Source organism: Staphylococcus kloosii (assembly GCF_032139365.1).
Classification (GTDB): Bacteria; Bacillota; Bacilli; order Staphylococcales; family Staphylococcaceae; genus Staphylococcus; species Staphylococcus kloosii_A.
In genome coordinates, this window is record NZ_JAVTDB010000019.1 from 1 (window position 1) to 17,802 (window position 17,802).

General features: G+C 34.5%; 15 protein-coding genes and 1 pseudogene. 5 read left to right on the plus strand and 11 right to left on the minus strand.

Going from position 1 to position 17,802, the window contains the following annotated elements:
* Nucleotides 1–42 precede the first annotated feature (42 nt).
* Together RPL90_RS01705 and RPL90_RS01710 are read left to right on the plus strand one after the other, a co-directional pair.
* Nucleotides 43–984, plus strand: a complete 942-nt coding sequence (locus RPL90_RS01705) for an agmatinase family protein (protein WP_313541948.1) — start codon at nucleotides 43–45, stop codon at nucleotides 982–984.
* Between the two features lie 15 nt (nucleotides 985–999).
* A complete protein-coding gene (locus RPL90_RS01710) occupies nucleotides 1,000–2,223 on the plus strand; it encodes an Nramp family divalent metal transporter (RefSeq protein ID WP_313541950.1) in 1,224 nt (407 codons plus the stop codon).
* Nucleotides 2,224–3,095: 872 nt separating this feature from the next.
* Here the strand turns inward: RPL90_RS01710 and RPL90_RS01715 are convergent.
* From RPL90_RS01715 to RPL90_RS01730, 4 genes and pseudogenes are all read right to left on the minus strand, one after another.
* A complete protein-coding gene (locus RPL90_RS01715) occupies nucleotides 3,096–4,001 on the minus strand; it encodes a PhzF family phenazine biosynthesis isomerase (protein ID WP_313541953.1) in 906 nt (301 codons plus the stop codon).
* 10 nt (nucleotides 4,002–4,011) lie between these two features.
* A pseudogene (locus RPL90_RS01720) lies at nucleotides 4,012–4,185 on the minus strand (recombinase family protein); the annotation flags it as partial.
* Between the two features lie 78 nt (nucleotides 4,186–4,263).
* Nucleotides 4,264–5,721 (minus strand): carboxylesterase/lipase family protein, encoded by a 1,458-nt coding sequence (locus tag RPL90_RS01725; RefSeq protein WP_313541955.1) that lies wholly within the window; start codon nucleotides 5,719–5,721, stop codon nucleotides 4,264–4,266.
* A gap of 367 nt (nucleotides 5,722–6,088) precedes the next feature.
* Nucleotides 6,089–7,735, minus strand: a complete 1,647-nt coding sequence (locus tag RPL90_RS01730) for a ribulokinase (protein ID WP_313541959.1) — start codon at nucleotides 7,733–7,735, stop codon at nucleotides 6,089–6,091.
* 333 nt (nucleotides 7,736–8,068) lie between these two features.
* Here RPL90_RS01730 and RPL90_RS01735 point away from each other — a divergent pair, with 333 nt between their 5' ends.
* The gene (locus RPL90_RS01735) at nucleotides 8,069–9,295 is read left to right on the plus strand and encodes an MFS transporter (protein WP_313541962.1); all 1,227 of its coding nucleotides are present in this window, start codon (nucleotides 8,069–8,071) and stop codon (nucleotides 9,293–9,295) included.
* 51 nt (nucleotides 9,296–9,346) lie between these two features.
* A complete protein-coding gene (locus RPL90_RS01740) occupies nucleotides 9,347–10,129 on the plus strand; it encodes a DeoR/GlpR family DNA-binding transcription regulator (protein ID WP_313541965.1) in 783 nt (260 codons plus the stop codon).
* Between the two features lie 56 nt (nucleotides 10,130–10,185).
* On the opposite strand, the gene RPL90_RS01745 is transcribed toward RPL90_RS01740, so the two are convergent.
* Nucleotides 10,186–11,019, minus strand: a complete 834-nt coding sequence (locus tag RPL90_RS01745) for an aldo/keto reductase (RefSeq protein WP_313542096.1) — start codon at nucleotides 11,017–11,019, stop codon at nucleotides 10,186–10,188.
* Nucleotides 11,020–11,037: 18 nt separating this feature from the next.
* Nucleotides 11,038–12,219, minus strand: a complete 1,182-nt coding sequence (locus RPL90_RS01750; protein ID WP_313541968.1) for an MFS transporter — start codon at nucleotides 12,217–12,219, stop codon at nucleotides 11,038–11,040.
* A 139-nt stretch (nucleotides 12,220–12,358) separates the two neighbouring features.
* Here RPL90_RS01750 and RPL90_RS01755 point away from each other — a divergent pair, with 139 nt between their 5' ends.
* Nucleotides 12,359–12,736 (plus strand): winged helix-turn-helix transcriptional regulator, encoded by a 378-nt coding sequence (locus RPL90_RS01755; protein WP_313541971.1) that lies wholly within the window; start codon nucleotides 12,359–12,361, stop codon nucleotides 12,734–12,736.
* 81 nt (nucleotides 12,737–12,817) lie between these two features.
* Here RPL90_RS01755 and RPL90_RS01760 read toward each other — a convergent pair whose 3' ends face one another.
* The 5 genes from RPL90_RS01760 to eda all read right to left on the minus strand — a co-directional run bounded on the left by RPL90_RS01760 (nucleotide 12,818) and on the right by eda (nucleotide 17,746).
* Entirely contained in the window at nucleotides 12,818–13,636 is an 819-nt protein-coding gene (locus tag RPL90_RS01760) for an SDR family oxidoreductase (RefSeq protein WP_313541974.1), read from the minus strand.
* A gap of 1 nt (nucleotide 13,637) precedes the next feature.
* Entirely contained in the window at nucleotides 13,638–14,669 is a 1,032-nt protein-coding gene (locus tag RPL90_RS01765) for a mannonate dehydratase (protein WP_313541977.1), read from the minus strand.
* Between the two features lie 5 nt (nucleotides 14,670–14,674).
* Entirely contained in the window at nucleotides 14,675–16,081 is a 1,407-nt protein-coding gene (uxaC, locus tag RPL90_RS01770; protein WP_313541980.1) for a glucuronate isomerase, read from the minus strand.
* Nucleotides 16,082–16,154: 73 nt separating this feature from the next.
* Nucleotides 16,155–17,126: a sugar kinase gene (locus RPL90_RS01775; RefSeq protein ID WP_313541983.1), complete on the minus strand. Its 972-nt coding sequence runs from the start codon at nucleotides 17,124–17,126 to the stop codon at nucleotides 16,155–16,157.
* Entirely contained in the window at nucleotides 17,123–17,746 is a 624-nt protein-coding gene (gene eda, locus RPL90_RS01780) for a bifunctional 4-hydroxy-2-oxoglutarate aldolase/2-dehydro-3-deoxy-phosphogluconate aldolase (RefSeq protein WP_313541986.1), read from the minus strand. Before eda ends, RPL90_RS01775 begins: the two co-directional genes overlap by 4 nt.
* Nucleotides 17,747–17,802 lie beyond the last annotated feature (56 nt).

A 17,802-nucleotide genomic window follows, 5' to 3' on the forward strand; every position in this document is an offset into this window, starting at 1 on the left:
ACTCTCTATAATTGTTAATTAATAAAGGGGGCATTATATTTTATGAAAGATAATATTTATGGAAATACACCATGTTTTTTAGCTAGTAAGAATTTATCAAAGGCACAAGATTTAGATACTGACGTTATTGTGTATGGTGTGCCTTTTGAAGGTGAAAGTACTTGGGGTGACTATACAGGCGTTGAATTAGGACCTAAACAAATTCGTGTATGTTCTGCACGTTATAGTCATTATTTACCCGAGTTAAATCATATAGATGTAAGCAAACATTTATCTATGGGTGATGTTGGTGACGTTCCTTTCGTCGCACACGATAATAAGCAAAGTTATGAGAATATTGAGAACTTTGCATATAATTTATGGCAACAAGATAAATTTTTAGTGGGCTTTGGTGGTGAACACGGCGTTACCTACCCTATTCTAAAAGCATTAACTAAAACAAATAAACGTGTAGGTATTATACATTTAGATGCACATTATGATAATATGCCTGACTATGATGGCGAACTTTATGCACGTAACACCCCATTTATGCGCTTATATGAAACTGAGGGTATCAGAAATGAAAGCATCATACATACAGGTATCCATGGTCCGCGTAATAAACCTGAAACTGGTAAATATGCTGAGGAAGCGGGTGCTGTCACTTTAACGATTAACGACATTAGATCATCTACAAATTTAACACAATTAGCACGTGATATTTATGCACAAGCGAGTAAAGATGTAGATGTCGTTTATTTAACAATTTGTAGTGATGTCCTTGATTTTGCTTTTAATCCAGGCGGTCCAGTGGATGGCAATGGCGTTACATCTTACGAGTTACTAACATTAATACATGAATTTGGTAAATTAGGTCTTTGTGGTATGGATTATGTTGAGGTATATCCAATGCAAGACGCCAACCAAAATTCTGCTCATTTTGTCTCTACTGCTGTACTATACGTACTTGCAGGCCACGCGAAATACTTAGGCAAAGCCTAATAACACGGGGATGTGATGGTTGTGTTTAAGAACTTTAGTAAAGTATTTAAATCAATTGGACCAGGAATGATTATTACCGCTTCATTTATTGGGCCAGGTACTGTTACTACAATGACCCAAGGGGGCGCAGGCTTTGGATATAGCTTGCTGTGGGCAGTAGTATTCTCTATTATTGCAACAATCGTCTTACAAGAAATGATTATCCGTCTATCCTTGGTCACGAGAGAAGGATTGGGCGAAGCCGTGCAAGAATTATTTGCACATAAAGTAGGTAAAGTTATTATCGTTTGGTTTACATTAATCGCAGTGACTATAGGGTGTGCCGCATACATAAGTGGTGACTTGCTAGGTACATCTTTGGGTGCTGCATATTTATTACATTTACCTTCGCATGCAGTAGCGCCTGTAATTGGGATTATTATTTTATTAATCGGTCTGTTTGGTAACTATCGTTTTTTAGAAAAAATAATGATTGTACTAATGGTTATTATGGGGATTATTTTCATAACAACTATGATTGTAATTAAACCTGATATAACAGGTGTCTTGAAAGGTATTTTTGTACCAACGATACCGAATGGATCAATTATTACTGTTATTGCATTAATTGGTACAACGGTAGTACCTTATAATTTCTTTATTCACTCTACTGCCGTACATGAACGTTTTAAAGGTTTAAGCGAATTAAAATTTGCACGTTGGGATACTATTATTTCGATTGCTGTGGGTGGCCTTATTTCAGCAGCAATTTTAATTTCAGCAGCTACATTAATTAAAGGTAAAGAGGTATCAAGCATTATCCAACTTGCCGATCCCCTGAAACCGATTTTCGGAGAAGCTGCACCATTCATTATTAGTATAGGCTTGTTTGCAGCCGGACTGTCATCTGCCATTGCTTCACCTACTGGGGCTGCGGCTACAATAAGTAGTTTACTCGGTTGGGAAAAAGGTATGAAAAGCAAAAAATACAAAACTGTATTCGCCGCAATCATACTTATCGGCATTATCACATCAGGACTCGGCTTCGAACCCATTCAAGTCCTACTCGTTGCCCAAGCACTAAATGGTATTATCCTACCAATAGTCGCTATCCTAATCTTTATCATTATTAACAAAAAGCAACTTATGGGCAAATACGCCAATAATATATGGCTTAATATTTTAGGATTTATTGTTGTACTTATCGTCTCATTTTTAGGTGTTTATAGTTTAATTGATGCCGTTACGAGTATTTTTTAAATATGGAATTTATATTCGAAATTTGTACATTTATAGATAATATAATATGAACGTCGTCATTTCACTTCTGGTTTTTTAACAAACATCCAAGGATTTGACCTCATGTTAAGCACTCTATTTGTAGCACTTATATCACCTATCATTGCAGCAATCATAATCCGACGGTGACATAACCAATACACTAAAAAAAGCCCAATAACTACGGTCATAGTTATCGGGCTCGGTGTTTACCATGTAAATACTCTATTTGTTAACTGTATTAGAACATCACAGCGGAGAGAAACAAAAAAAGTGTAAATAAACCCTTCATTTAAGTGGAACAAAACTTAAAATTTGGTATATTTAATAATAATTATGAATAATGGAGTGGTTATATTGAATATTAAACTAAGACAATGGAACAGTATGGTTCAAGCTATACCAAGAAGTCAAAATAATAAAGGATATGTTATCACTTCTTTCAAATCCTCTCATTGATTATGTGGGTAAAACGAAAGATGGCTATTATGCCAAAGGATCGTTGAAAGACGCGACATTAAAATTTAGATTTTATTATGATGTATCAACAAATTGACTTTTAATTATTATCTTTCCTTGTATATGGGTAATCATAGTTGTTTTGTGTATTAATTGGGTACATCCTAATAATACACAATAAACATGCGTTTATAAGGAACTCTGATCGTTTGGTTAGGATTAGAAATTAATTCATAAAGGCGCCCGATACTGAAAATAGTAATCGGCGCCTTTATAAATTAAAATATATTATTATAGTAAGTGAGAATATAAATTATGATAATATAATTATCGCTTTTATACTTTTCGCTAACTCAATAACTTTACATAATTTATATTTGCTAAGTTAATTATAATCACTCTTGATTTAAGTTAATCTTAAATGTTTGAACATAAACAGCAGTTCCAACTATTTGTATGTTCCATTCATTCTCATTAGGAGTAACTTTAACTTGCACCTTACCATTCTTTCCAAGTTCTTGACCTTGCTCGACAATAAGTTCTAGGGAATTATCTATCTTATTACTCACGTATTTTAAAAAGTATGCCCCCATTACTCCAGAAGCTGTTCCAGTAACTGGATCTTCTGTTGTTCCAGAGAAAGGTGAAGAAAAATGTCGTGCATGCATATCAGAATCTAAATCATAAGTTTCAAAACAAAATGGATGAATGGACACATTAGGTTTTTCTTTTAATATAGAAGGAAACTGTGAATGATTGGGTTTCATTTTTTTACAAGTAGCTAGGCTATTTACTGGAACAAGAAGTGTCCAAACACCTGTACTTCCATATAAAACTGGTAAATCATCGCTGATATCTTCTTTTTTAATACCTAAAGATTGAGCTAAATCTTCATTAGAACCTGTATAAGTTTCAAATTTTGGTACTGCATGTTGCATGATAATATATATTTTATTATCGTTTTGTTCATTAATACCTATAGATAAAATGCCTGCTTTAGTTTCAATAGTATATTCGGGTTTATTTTTTAGTAACTTTTTTTCTTTTAAAGCATAAATTGTCGCTATAGTTGCATGACCACAAAGGTTCATTTCATGACCTGGGGTAAAAAAGCGTATCTTCAAATCTGCCTTATCAGATTTGAGTGGAAATGCAGTTTCATTGAAGCCAACACTTGATGCGATTTTCTGCATTTCCGAGTCTGTTAACTTTTCTGCATCTAATACAATACCTGCAGGATTCCCTTTGTGGGGTTCTGTGCTAAATGCATCATAATGATAAACCTGAACTGATTCAACCATACAATACCTCCTAATTTTTTAATACTCTATAAATTGTAGAATCGCTAAATCCTGTTAGTTTAGCAATCTCTTCACCTGCAAGTTTTTGTTTATCATATAAGAATTTGATTTCTCTCTTCTTATAATTTGGAAATGAATGGCTACTACCTTTTCGGCTTCTTGCTCTTGTAGTTTCCAATCCTTTTTATAATTCGTTCAATAATATGAAAATAAATCCGGTTTAACTCAATGCTTTTGATTTTGTTTATAAACAACATTATTACTATTTTCTTAAGGAATGGATAATTTCAGTAAGAGGGTTTAGTTTTAAAGGTTCGCTATAAACCGTGTCTTTTATATGATTTATATACGGTTCATCTCTATTATAACAAGCCCAACTCGTTCCATCTTCATTTTGTGGGACTCCCTTTTTCCCAAAAGTAATCCATGCATGTTGCAATTGCTTTGAGATTATTCGATCCCTGTCATCATAATGTTCTTCAGGTTGTAAATTCCCAAAAACATATTTAATTTCTGATGTGTGTTGAGCTAATTCTTTTGTCCGATAATGTTCGGGAGATACCCTCGCAAAATGATAATAATAAACGTCATAACCTAATTCGACGAATTTATTTACAGTCGCATAAGACGGTTCAAACCATATAGTGGTCGTGAACAATAAGTCTAAAGCTTCATATGTTGTTAAATCCTTATTGTTTAAAAGTTGTAATGCTTGATCACTTTTAGTAGTAGCTAAAACTTGAGCCATTCTACTTAAATCATTGTTATGATATGTACCATTAGGCTTTATAAAATAACGTGCCTCATTTTCTACACAACCAATTAATATAGGTAAATCAACATCACATCCAGGAAATCCATCTTTAGCTATAATTTCTCCATCAGGAACTTGATTCCATATTAAATTAGCTGGTGTATGAACTTCTCCCGGAGGTGGCACTGTACCAGAAAAGGCCATAGAAGCCTCTAAAATGTCATTTGCAGGCAATTTTTGAAGTTTTTCTAAATCTGATGTTCCTAACTTTTCGAATAACTTTTCGGTACTTGTTTGAACTTTTTCATAAGAGTGAGTCGACGTGAAAACATAAGGCTCAAAGCCTGCACTTTGTATAATAGCACGGTGAAACAAACCTTTGGCGCGACTGACTGATAATAAATTTCGTACCGCTTGGGCACCAGCAGATTCACCAAATATAGTGATATTGTTAGGGTTACCACCAAATGATCCAATATTGTTTGAAATCCATTCTAAAGCTGCAACTTGGTCTAATACAGCAAAATTACAACCTATGTCTGGATGTGCTATAAAGCCAAAAGCGCCCAGACGATAATTAAAAGTGACTACGGTAACACCTTGTTTAGCTAAATTAGTACCATCAAAAGCATCCTCTGATCCAGCACCACCTAAGTTACCGCCACCATGTATCCATACCATAACAGGTTGCTGAGCATCACAAATGGTTGTAGATGTCCAAACATTGAGATAGAGACAGTCTTCGCTTTGCTTATCTTGTCTAAGATTAAAACTAGCACCGCCTTTTTGGGGACATATTGGTCCGAAATTAGTTGCTTGATAAATACCTTCCCATTTTTGAGGCGGCATAGGTTGCGTCCAACGGCGTTCCTTGATCGGTGGAGCAGCATAAGGGATACCTAAAAATTTATGAATGGAATCTTTATATATCCCATTGATTGTGCCTTGTTCTACTTTAGATAGCATGTTCATCTTCCTTTAGTATAATAGTATTGTTATGATTTATAATAATCCGAATAGCAAACAACTTGTTTATTAGTATGCCCTCCCATAAATAAATAAATAAAAGAGATAAAAATATAATAAATGATTTTTTAAATAATAAAAAATTGATTAAAAGCTATCTTATATAGCTATACCATCATTATTCCAGAAAACATTTGATTTGTGTTATTAACTTCTTTCACAATCTATACCAAACGCTTATTCTCACCTATCCACCATCTAATAAAACACTGCCACCAAATTCAATTATTAGTGAATTTGATGGCAATGTTTTTTTAATATTCTCAAATAGTGTGCATTTCCTCACCATTAAAAAATCGTCCTACGCTCATTGATTAAAATTTTCATCGGCAATAGCTTTAACGTTTTTCATAATGCTTGCCTTTTTATAGCCATGTAAATCATGCAATGCTTTATATGCTTTGAATAGTTTTTTATAAGTTGTGACTTTGTTTTCTTCTGGCTCTACTTGATAAAGTATTGGTTCTTTCATAGCTTGAATAGCTTGGTCAAATGAATCATGTGCTTTCCCACTTATAGCGCCTAATATAGCTGCTCCTATCGCTGGTGCATACTCGCTATCGATAATTGTGATGGTTTTATTCAACACATTGGCATATATTTCCATCAATAATGGATTTTTCTTCGGTATGCCGCCACATGCATATACGTTATCCACTTCCATCTGCCAACCTTGATATTGTTGCATAATCATTTTCGTACCAAATGCCGTAGCTTCCATATATGCACGGTAAATATCTTCATGCTTCGTTTGTAGTGTCATGCCAAATAGACTTCCAGTTAGTGTACTATCACTTAATACACTCCGATTACCATTATGCCAATCGAGTGCTACTAAACCACTTTCCCCCGGCGCCAATTTTTGTGCCTTTTCATTGAGTAATTCAAAAATTGAAATATACCGTTCTTTAGCTTCGACAACGTATTCGTGCGGTGTTTGTTTAGCGATATATTCAAATAGGTCTCCTACTGCTGATTGCCCCGCTTCATATGCATAAAGGTCAGGAATGATTGCTCCTTTAACCGAACCAGAGATGCCTGGCACTTTATGTTGTGCTTTGTTAAGCATTAAATGACATGTACTCGTTCCCATTACCATCGTCATTTCTTTATCTTTTTCTGAGCCTATACCTAATAAACTTGCATGTGCATCAATAATAAATGGACTTACTGCTATTGTGTCTGGAAGACCTAATTTATTAGCCATCTCTGTGCATAATGTACCTACTGTGTCACCAATATTTACAATAGGAGCAGCGACTTTTTTTTTCACTATATCAGACAATTCCTCATCTATTTGATCAAATAAGTCATAATGAAAACCTGTCTCTGCTTGCCAAAATGACTTGAAACCTAGTCCACAGTTAGAGCGAACATTTTTACCAGTTAATTTATTGACAATCCAATCTCCTGCTTCCATGATATGCGCAGTGTTAGCCATGACTTCTGGTGCTTTATGTTGTACTTCCATTATTTTTGGAATCATCCATTCACTACTCACATTAAAACCATAGTATCCTAACCATCGATTTTTTTGTTGTAGTGCAGTTTGGAATAGTTTATCGGCCTCAGCTTGAGCGCCGTGATGTTTCCACAATTTTACGTAAGCATGTGGATTATCTTTGAAGGCTTCATAGTTATGCATCGGTTCCATATGTTCATCTACAAATATCACGGTCGATGAAGTAAAATCAATGCCTATTCCAACTATGTTGTTAACATCGATGTTGGCATTTTTTATTATGTATGGGACGCCTTCTTCGATGACTTCCATATAATCATTAGCATTTTGTAACGCAAAACTTTGCGGTATCTTTTGACCATTTAATTGCTGCTCAATCGTTCCATGAGAATATTCTTTTATATATTGTGAAATAATTTCGCCATTAGCTGTATTGATTAAAAATACTCTCCCAGAACCTGTGCCAAAATCAATACCTATACTGTAACTCATAATAACCCTCCATATACGTACAATAGAAAACGCTTTATTAAATAATAAGCAACTTAATAGCAAAAAGCAACGCACAAAACTTAAATAAACGAACAAAAATAAACATTAAATCAGTAATTTCGAGCACATAAAAACATATTTATTGTAGTTTTATGATTGACATACATAAATGTAAGCGATTACTATTGTTTTTACAAACATATATGTACAAAAAATGAGTTTTATTTTCTCAATAAATGATTTTTATATTTTATTAACAGTTTAAATTTAAGACAACCTAGACCTACAAGCATAACACTACCATCACTATGCGTGATTAAAGGAGTATTTTATATGAAAAATTCAAATTCAGTTTTAGGTATGCCCCGCCAAATCGTTTGGGGTTACATAGGTATTATTATTTTCATGATGGGCGACGGTTTAGAAATTGGCTGGTTAAGCCCTTGGCTACATGAAAATGGCTTTTCCGTTAAGGAAACGAGTGCACTGTTTTCTTGTTATGGTGTTACTGTTGCTTTAGCAAGTTGGTTTAGCGGTGTGTTTGCCGAAGCATTAGGTGGCAAAAAAACAATGATTCTTGGTTTGTTCTTCTATATTATAGGAACTATTTGCTTTGTTGGTTTTGCTATTCCTTCAAATAATTTATATTTAATGTTACCAGCGTATGCGCTACGTGGTTTAGGCTATCCGTTATTTGCTTATTCGTTTTTAGTGTGGATATCTTATCGTTCAGAACAAAAAACGTTAGGTGCTGCAGTAGGTTGGTTTTGGTTTGTCTTTACTGGTGGTTTAAATGTGTTAGGCGCACTATATTCTATTTGGGCTATTAAATATTTAGGACATATTAACACGCTATGGAGTTCATTATTCTGGGTTATTTTGGGTGCAGTATTCACACTTATTATTAATAGAGATACATTACCTTCAAATCAAGGTAGTTCGAAAGAAAAATTCAAAGAGATACTTAAAGGTATTACGATTATGAAGGAAGAACCTAAAGTATTACTCGGTGGTATCGTACGTGTAATCAATACGACAGCACAGTTTGCCTTCCCTGTCTTCTTACCTATTTATTTATCAAGTTTCGGTATACCTACATCAAAATGGTTAGCCGTATGGTCTACGATTTTTGTAGGCAATATTATTTTCAACTTAATCTTTGGTATTATCGGAGATAAAATTGGCTGGCGTAACACAGTTATGTACTTCGGAGGCATTGGTAGCGGTATATCAGTACTACTCATAGGTTATATTCCGATGTGGACAGATGGGAATTTAATATTATTAACTATCGTAGGATTTTGTTGGGGTGCATTTATCGCCGCTTACGTACCATTATCAGCATTAATTCCTACCTTAGTAAAAAAAGACAAAGGCGCTGCGCTCTCTGTATTAAATCTAGGTGCTGGTTTACCAGTCTTTGTCGGTCCAATGATTGTAAATTTATTTATCGATATCGTACATGATATCGGAATCATTTGGATTTTAGGCATACTTTATTTTATTAGTACGATACTTACTTATTTCATCAAGCTACCTAAAAGTGCACAATATGAATAATTGAACCTTTCATTAATTTTGTTATACTTACGTCTAAATGAGGTGTGAATTATGTTACCGGCCGAACGTGAAGAAAAAATTATTGCTTTTTTGTTACAACATAAACATGCAACGATACACACATTATCAAAACAATTTAATGTTCACGAAGCCACGATTCGTCGTGATTTAAATAAACTTGAACAATTCGATCAAATTAAACGTACACATGGTGGTGTCGTATTAAATAAAGGCGAAGTATGGGACGAACTTAGCTTCGCCGATAGACAAACGAGCAATTATCAAGAAAAAGTTGCTATTGCCACTAAGGCTGCTGAGTTTGTACGGGACAACGATACTATTATTATTGATTCAGGTTCTACCGGACTACAATTAGCCTTAGCTTTACAACACAAACGCAACTTAACGCTTATTACGAATGACATTTATATTGCGTCTACGTTAAAATCAACGAACCATCAGGTCATCGTTACTGGTGGAGTTTTGCATAAGGATAATTATGTCTTAGATGGTCAGCTTGCGAACAACGCTTTAAAATCTTTTAATCCTTTAAAGTTATTTTTAAGTACACCTGCGATAGACGCAGTAAAAGGTGTGACGCACTTTAGTGAAACATTGGCATATACGAAAGCACAAATGGTAGAACAAGCTCAAGAAATTTATATCTTAGCTGATAGTTCTAAACTAGACAAAGTTTCTTTATATAATGTGTGCGCTCCAAACAATATAGACATGTTAATAACCGACAATTCAAATTCAAATGTAAATTGGAATTCATATCGTAATTATTTTAAACATTTAACTCGTGTCCATGTAAGTCATAACAATAATTAATTGCTATATAATCTAACAGAGGTCATCTCCAAATCTAGGAAATGACCTTTGTTTTTTTATCCATTAAATTGTGCAGGATCTGGCCCGACACGTTGCTCTTTATTTAATTTATCTATCTTTGTCATCTGTGATTCGGAAAGTTCAAATCCAAAAACATCAATATTTTGTTCAATACGTGCTGGCGTAATAGATTTAGGAATTGTTATTACGCCATGTTGTACATTCCAACGTAGCACGACTTGTGCCGGTGATTTGTTTATTGTTTGTGCTATTTCGTTAATTGTTTCATCCGCTAATATTTCTGCATTCATTAATGGGGACCATGATTCCATTTGTATCCCTTCTTCTGTTAAATAATTGCGTAATAAAGCTTGATTAAAATAAGGATGAAATTCTACTTGATTAATAACTGGCTTAATTTGTGCATGCTTTTTCAATCTTGCTAAATGATTCATATTAAAATTACTCACGCCAATATTTTTAACTTTGCCATCCTCATATAACTTTTCCATGCCTAGCCATGTATCAATCATTAGTGCTTCATCAGTACCTGGCCAATGAACTAAATATAAATCTAAATAGTTAAGCCCTAAATTATTGAGTGAACGTTCATATCCTCTAATCACATTGTGCTTGCCAAAATCATCGAACCATAATTTAGAAGTAATAAATAAATCTTCTCGTGAAATGCCGACTGCTGATATGCCTTCCTTAATACCCTGTCCTACCATTTCTTCATTTTCATAAACTAAAGCTGCATCGATACTTCTATAACCATTTATAATTGCATGTTTTACAGCCAATTTTGCAGTATCATCGTTAGCAACTCGAAAGACGCCTAACCCTATTTGTGGCATCTCATTTCCATTATTGAATGTTAGTTGATTCATCATTATTTACCCCTTTTATTAGCATTGCGCTAAGTTGTATTGTTTTTCTCTACTATATAATGCGTACATCATTGCACTTGCGACTATAACCATTACGAAACCAAAGTATGGTGTCATTGCTACTGAAAATTCATTTAACACGTAACCGCCAATAACAGATCCCAATGTAATACCAATATTAAACGCTGAAATATTTAAGCTTGATGCAAAATTGACAGTCGCTTTATTTTCACGTTCTGCAAATAGCACAACGATAAGTTGTAATCCTGGCACATTCATAAATGCGAATAATCCCATGAATAAAATGGCGATAAGTCCAATAATTGGATGATCCGTCGTCACACCTACAAATAAAAGCACGATGGCTTGAATTAAAAAGATGATACTTAAAGCTTTCGTAGGCATTTTATTCGTGAATTTACCACCTAAAGTATTTCCTATCGCAACCATGACACCGTAGACGATAAGTAAGACAACGACTGTACTATCGCTATAACCTAATTGATGTGTTAACATTGATGTCAGATACGTATATACCACAAACGTACCACCATAACCTAAGGCAGTAATGAGGTAGACAAGCATAAGTGATTTATTTTTAAATACTTTTAATTGTTGAATAATAGGTGATTGTTCAAATTCGTTTAAATTGCTTGGCACGAAAATCACATTAGTAATCAAACTAATGAAACCTATACCTGCTATTGTGATAAAGGACATTTCCCAACCGAAATTTTGTCCAATCCAAGTTCCAAATGGCACGCCTGTAATTGTTGCAACAGTTAAACCGGTAAACATCATCGCAATTGCACTGGAACGTTTATCTGAAGACACAAGGTCGCTCGCTATAGCTGTAGCAATAGACATAAACACGCCATGCATTAATGCAGATAAGACACGCATTGCTAGTAACATCGTAAATGACGCTGAAAATGCTGCTAACAAGTTAGCTATAATAAAAATAACCATAATTGTAATTAATAAGTGCTTTCTTTTCATTTTATTTGTAAGTGGCGTAAGTACTGGTGCTCCTACCGTAACGCCAATGGCATATAAAGATACTGTTAATCCAGCCATAGGGATTGTAATATCAAATGCATTTTTAATAAGTGGTAATAATCCGACGCTAATAAATTCTGTCATACCAATCGCAAAGGCTGAGATGGCTAAAGCAATAATTGCTAATTTTTGTTGTTTCATTTACTTCTTTCCTTCCTCTTTTATTAATATGTGTGTTATTATAATTCCAATAATTAAAAGAAGTAAGTACGCACTTTAAAGTCATATAGGTACCTAAAAGTACTATAGGCACTTTTTAGTACCTATGGAGGTGGAATTTATGTTAAAGCACCATTATAATATCGGCGTAGAGGCAACGATTGATGTGTTAGGCGGCAAGTGGAAGCCTGTCGTGCTGTGTCATTTGAAGGATAATGGCACGATGCGCACTTCCGAACTTAAACGTGCCATACCTCATATCACTCAAAAAATGTTGACGCAACAATTACGAGAGTTAGAAGAAGATAGTATTATCGAACGCATTGTTTATCAACAAGTGCCACCGAAAGTCGAATACAAATTATCCGATTATGGACAGACGTTGAGCGAAATTTTATCTTCTCTATGTCAATGGGGAGAGTTTCACATTGCTAAAATGCACGATGAAGGTCGTCCAGTGTCTTTAGAAAAACAAGACTTTATTCATATTCCAGATTGAGTAAGTTGTGAATAACTTATAAGCATAAAAAATAACCTCGATGTTGTCATTAACATCGAGGTTATTTTTAGTTATTTATTATTAAACGCCTGAATATGCATTAAATCCACCATCAACTGGCACGACTATACCTGTTACGAAACCACTTTGTCTATTGTCCATTAGCCAATATAAAGTCCCTAATAATTCTTCGGGTTCACCAAAGCGTTGCATAGGCGTTTGTGACAAGATTTTATTCGCTCTTTCAGAATAAGAACCGTCATCATTTCTTAACAAACCTTTATTTTGCGCAGTTTCAAAAAAGCCTGGCGCGATTGCATTTACTCGGATTTGACCTGCAAAGTAAGTACTCAACCATTGAGTAAAGTTACTGACAGAAGCTTTTGCACCACTATATGCTGGAATTTTTGTTAAAGGCGTAAATGCGTTCATTGACGAAATGTTAATAATTGTACCTTGCTTAGACGTCACGACGTCTTGACCAAAGACTTGTGAAGGTAAAAATGTCCCTGTGTAATTTAATTTGAACACTTGATCAACACCGTCTTCAGTTAAATCAAAGAAAGATTTTTTACTGTTTTCATTGTACATTTCGTCATCAGTTGTAGCATTGGGATTGTTACCGCCTGCTCCATTAATTAAGACATCAATTTGACCAAATCTTTGATTAAAAGTCTTTTTAGCTTGTTCTAAGGCATTTTTGTCTAATACGTCTGCTACTAAACCTACAGTTTGTTTATGACCGGCGTCTATTTGTTGTTGCAAGTTAACAATTTTGTCCTCGGAACGCCCTAATATACCTACATTAGCGCCTTGTGCTACTAAAGCTTTGACAAACGTTGAACCAATAACACCTGTAGCTCCAGTTATCACTATGTTTAAATTTTCAAATTGTGTCATTTTATTTGCGCACCCCTTCGATTAAACCATTAATATATGTTGCACCTAAGGCACGGTCATATAAGCCATAGCCTGCCTTACCTGTTTCTCCCCAAATCATTCGCCCATGATCAGGTCTAATTGTACCTTTAAAATCAATATCTACTAATGCTTCAACAACAGCTTGCATATCTACCGAACCATTTTTAGATAAATGTCCAGTTTCTAAGAACGAATACTCACCGATACGTTTAACGTTACGCATATGCATAAAGTGAATGTGATTTCCAAAAGTTCTGATCATTGTCGGTAAGTCGTTTTCAGCTAGTGAACCTAACGAGCCTGTACAGAAACAAATGCCGTTATTTTTACTATTATTGATAGATAGTAGACGTTCATAACTATCTTTATTTCTAATAATTCTTGGAATACCGAAAATGGACCAAGGTGGATCGTCCGGATGTATCGCTAGATCAACGTCATGTTCGATTGCCGTCGGTAACACACGTTCTAAAAAGTACGCTAAGTTGTCCCACAATTGTTCTTCTGAAATCTCGCGGTAGTCTAAAATCAATTGATTCATTTCTTCTCGAGAGTAACTTTCATCCCAACCTGGTAAATTTAAATCCGTTGTTAAAGGGTCAATATCTTTAATTTGATCATGTTTATAAATCAAAGTGTTAGAGCTGTCCTCAAGTTCGTAATCTAATTGTGAACGTGTCCAATCAAATACTGGCATAAAATTATAAGTTACAGTTTTAATACCATTATTAGCTAAATTAATAAGGGACGTTTTATAATTTTCGATAAATTCATCTCTATTACTTACGCCTAATTTAATATTTTCATGTACCGGTAAACTTTCGACTACTTCAAATTTAAGTCCTTCGGCTTCAATTGTAGCTTTTAAGTTAGCAATACGTTCACTCGTCCAAACTTCTCCTACCGGCACATCATAAATAGCCGAAACAATGTGTTTCATATCAGGAATTTGTTTAATTTGTTGTAAGGTTACCGGATCGTCTTTGCCGTACCATCTAAAAGATAATTCCATGCCGTTTAGACCTCCTTAATTCCATCGATTTTGAAGAGTTTTAATGCATTATTAAAACAAATATCTTTCAGAATTTGTTCAATTGTTTTATTACTTAGGGCAATTTCACCTTTTTCAATTCTGTCACCTATTAAATTACATAAAATGCGTCTGAAGTATTCATGTCTAGTGTATGAAGTCATACTTCTTGAATCTGTTAACATACCTACAAAGTTTGGTAATAGACCGACGTTGGCATAATCAATTAAGTGTTGTTCCATGCCTTCTTTCGTATCGTTAAACCACCATGCTGCCCCTAATTGAACGCGATGTTCACTATTCGTAAAGTTCCCAGCAGTTGCTTGAACCATTAAATGATCTTGACCATTATTTGGATAAATAATAGTGTCTGATAATGCATTATTTAATTCTAAATGATTAAGAAAGGCGTTTAAGCGTTTTGCACTCAATTGATCGCCCACACTATCGAAGCCACTATCGGCTCCAACTTGTTGGTACATTTTTGTATTATTGTTGCGTGTAGGTCCTAAGTGAAATTGCACGACCCAACTTAATTCTTTATAAACTTTTGATAATTCAGTCATAATAAAGCCAGCTAACTCGTATTGTTCTGTTTCTTCAATAACGCCACCGTTTAACACTTTTTCAAATAATTTGACCGCTTCTTCTGCATCAACAGTGACACATGGTGTCTTTTCAAAACTTTGATCCGAGCTTAAAGCACCATTCCTATCAAAATAATATATGCGTTCTTTTAATGCAGAAATATAGCTTGTTAAATCATTAATATTACAGTCTACATTCTTTTTTAACTGTTCAACTTTTGCAGTGACTGTGTCTTTACTTAGGAACACATAACTATCTGGTCTAAACGTTGGGCATACTTTAAAATTAACTTTTTTATCTTCGTTCAATAAACGGTGATATTTTAAATCGTCACATGGATCATCGGTTGTACACACAACTGAGACATTGCTTTTTTCAATTAATGCTTGGGGTGTATGCGAAGGTTTGCTTAACTTTTTATTTAGCACATCATATAATTTTTTAATATCGACATCATCAAAATTAGTCGTTTCATTAAAATATCGTTTTAACTCTAACGCACACCAATGATACATAGGATTCATAATTGAATAAGGTAGCATATGCATAAATGCTTTAAATTTATCAAAGTCCGGTGCATTACCTGTAATAAATGATTCGTTAATACCATCAGCACGCATCAGTCGCCATTTATAGTGATCACCTGCTAACCATAATTGTGTGATAGTGTCATAGTTTTCATTGTCATAAATCTCTTTCGCGTCTATATGACAATGGAAATCGATAATAGGTATATTTTTAACCTTTTGGTAAAGCTTCTCAGCTGTTTTATTATTAAGTAAAAAATGATCATTCATAAGTGTCATAGTACCTCTCCTTTATTTCTCTATCTTTCATGTTCATTAAGTTTGATTGAATGCGCTTTCAAAATTATGTTTGCTAGCGCTTTAATTCGCCAACGTTAGCGGATAAATTTAAAATATCTTGTTCTTCAATACTTAATGCATCTTCGTTGGTAGTATGCTGCAATACGGAACATTTTGTTGCAAAATCGATAACTTGTGCTAAATCCCACTGTTGAAGCAACCCATGGATAATACCTGCTGTAAATGCATCGCCAGCACCGATACGATTGAGGACGTTATATTGATATTTCGGACTCGTTATAAAGTTATCTTGGATTAGCATAATACCTTGCAATGTACTTTCCGTAATATCTCTATTGCTAGACGCCATTACTGGTATATTATATTGAGCTTGTATCGTTTTAGCACATGTTTCCATATCGTCATCTTCACTATTCGTCGATAGTAAATGTGTAGCGTCTTTTTTTCCAAAGAGTAAAATATCTACAAGTGGTAACACTGACTTAATAACGGGTATCGCTTCATCTATAGACCATAAATTATCTCTATAATTTATATCAAATACTAATTTAACACCTTGGCCTTTAAGTTTAGTTAGAATATCTACAATGTTTTCTCTTATTTGTGTATTTACTGCAAGTGTAATACCTGTCAAAATCAGGTAATCTCCATCATTAAAATCAATTTGTTGTAACTGTTCATAACCGTTTATAGCGAATGTAGAATGATCACGATCATAAATAACTTGACCGTTTCTATAACCGAAGCCTTCTTCCATATAGTAAGTACCTAAGCGACCTTCACTATAATCGATAAATTTTGTACTTACGTTTGCACGCCGCATCGTTTGTAATACTAAATCATTTAAATTATTTTGCGGTAATGTTGTTAACATCGCAGTATCTTGTCTAAATCCAGCTAACGTCACGAGTGTATTTAATTCTGCGCCACCCGTTTTTATATTCAATGAACATGCATTTTTCAGTTGTTCGTAATTCGGTGGTGTAAAACGCAGTAAGACTTCCCCTAAACCATAGATAGTCATCTTCTCTCACCACCTTTAAGTTCACTTACATATTGCTTCAGACCGTCTGCTCCATGTTGTTGATATACTTTTGTAATTTCACTACCAATGCCTACAGCAAAACTACCAGCATCTAACCATTCGAGGTGATTTTCCTTACCAACGCCCCCCGTAGGAATAAATTCTGTTGTAGGTAAAGGACCTCTAAAGTCTTTTATTGTTGAAGGTGTAAACTGTGTAGCTGGAAATAGTTTGAGCACTTTGCAACCGTATGTCATTGCTTCTATCATCTCTTTTACCGTCATGACTCCAGGAACATAAGGTACATCATATAAGTTAGCAACTTTTGCTGTTTCTTTATCAAACGACGGACTAACGATAAATTTAGCACCATTTAAAATAGCAACCCTCGCTGAAACACTATCAAGCACAGTGCCAGCCCCTATAAGTGCGTTATCTTTTTGAGACAACGTTGTTATAATCTCCATTGCTTGAGGTGTAGTTAGCGTTACCTCTATGACATTTAAACCTTGTTCGATAATAATATTAGCAATATCAACAAATTCCTGTTTGTTATTTGTTCTCATAACAGCAATGTGTTTAGAGCTATTAATTTTGTTCATTGTCTCCATCGAATTCATTCCAACATCCCCTTTGCTTTCAAAATAACAACGTTGTTATTTTGCGATAAAAAAAT

Excerpts from the sequence above, each read along its gene's own strand:
- RPL90_RS01745 (WP_313542096.1), bottom strand. The coding sequence starts at position 11,019 with ATGAATCAACTAACATTCAATAATGGAAATGAGATGCCACAAATAGGG.
- RPL90_RS01755 (WP_313541971.1), top strand. The coding sequence starts at position 12,359 with ATGTTAAAGCACCATTATAATATCGGCGTAGAGGCAACGATTGATGTG.
- RPL90_RS01760 (WP_313541974.1), bottom strand. The coding sequence starts at position 13,636 with ATGACACAATTTGAAAATTTAAACATAGTGATAACTGGAGCTACAGGT.
- RPL90_RS01775 (WP_313541983.1), bottom strand. The coding sequence starts at position 17,126 with ATGACTATCTATGGTTTAGGGGAAGTCTTACTGCGTTTTACACCACCG.
- RPL90_RS01765 (WP_313541977.1), bottom strand. The coding sequence starts at position 14,669 with ATGGAATTATCTTTTAGATGGTACGGCAAAGACGATCCGGTAACCTTA.
- RPL90_RS01715 (WP_313541953.1), bottom strand. The coding sequence starts at position 4,001 with ATGGTTGAATCAGTTCAGGTTTATCATTATGATGCATTTAGCACAGAA.
- RPL90_RS01740 (WP_313541965.1), top strand. The coding sequence starts at position 9,347 with ATGTTACCGGCCGAACGTGAAGAAAAAATTATTGCTTTTTTGTTACAA.
- RPL90_RS01725 (WP_313541955.1), bottom strand. The coding sequence starts at position 5,721 with ATGCTATCTAAAGTAGAACAAGGCACAATCAATGGGATATATAAAGAT.
- RPL90_RS01705 (WP_313541948.1), top strand. The coding sequence starts at position 43 with ATGAAAGATAATATTTATGGAAATACACCATGTTTTTTAGCTAGTAAG.
- RPL90_RS01735 (WP_313541962.1), top strand. The coding sequence starts at position 8,069 with ATGAAAAATTCAAATTCAGTTTTAGGTATGCCCCGCCAAATCGTTTGG.
- uxaC (WP_313541980.1), bottom strand. The coding sequence starts at position 16,081 with ATGACACTTATGAATGATCATTTTTTACTTAATAATAAAACAGCTGAG.
- RPL90_RS01710 (WP_313541950.1), top strand. The coding sequence starts at position 1,000 with ATGGTTGTGTTTAAGAACTTTAGTAAAGTATTTAAATCAATTGGACCA.
- eda (WP_313541986.1), bottom strand. The coding sequence starts at position 17,746 with ATGAATTCGATGGAGACAATGAACAAAATTAATAGCTCTAAACACATT.
- RPL90_RS01750 (WP_313541968.1), bottom strand. The coding sequence starts at position 12,219 with ATGAAACAACAAAAATTAGCAATTATTGCTTTAGCCATCTCAGCCTTT.
- RPL90_RS01730 (WP_313541959.1), bottom strand. The coding sequence starts at position 7,735 with ATGAGTTACAGTATAGGTATTGATTTTGGCACAGGTTCTGGGAGAGTA.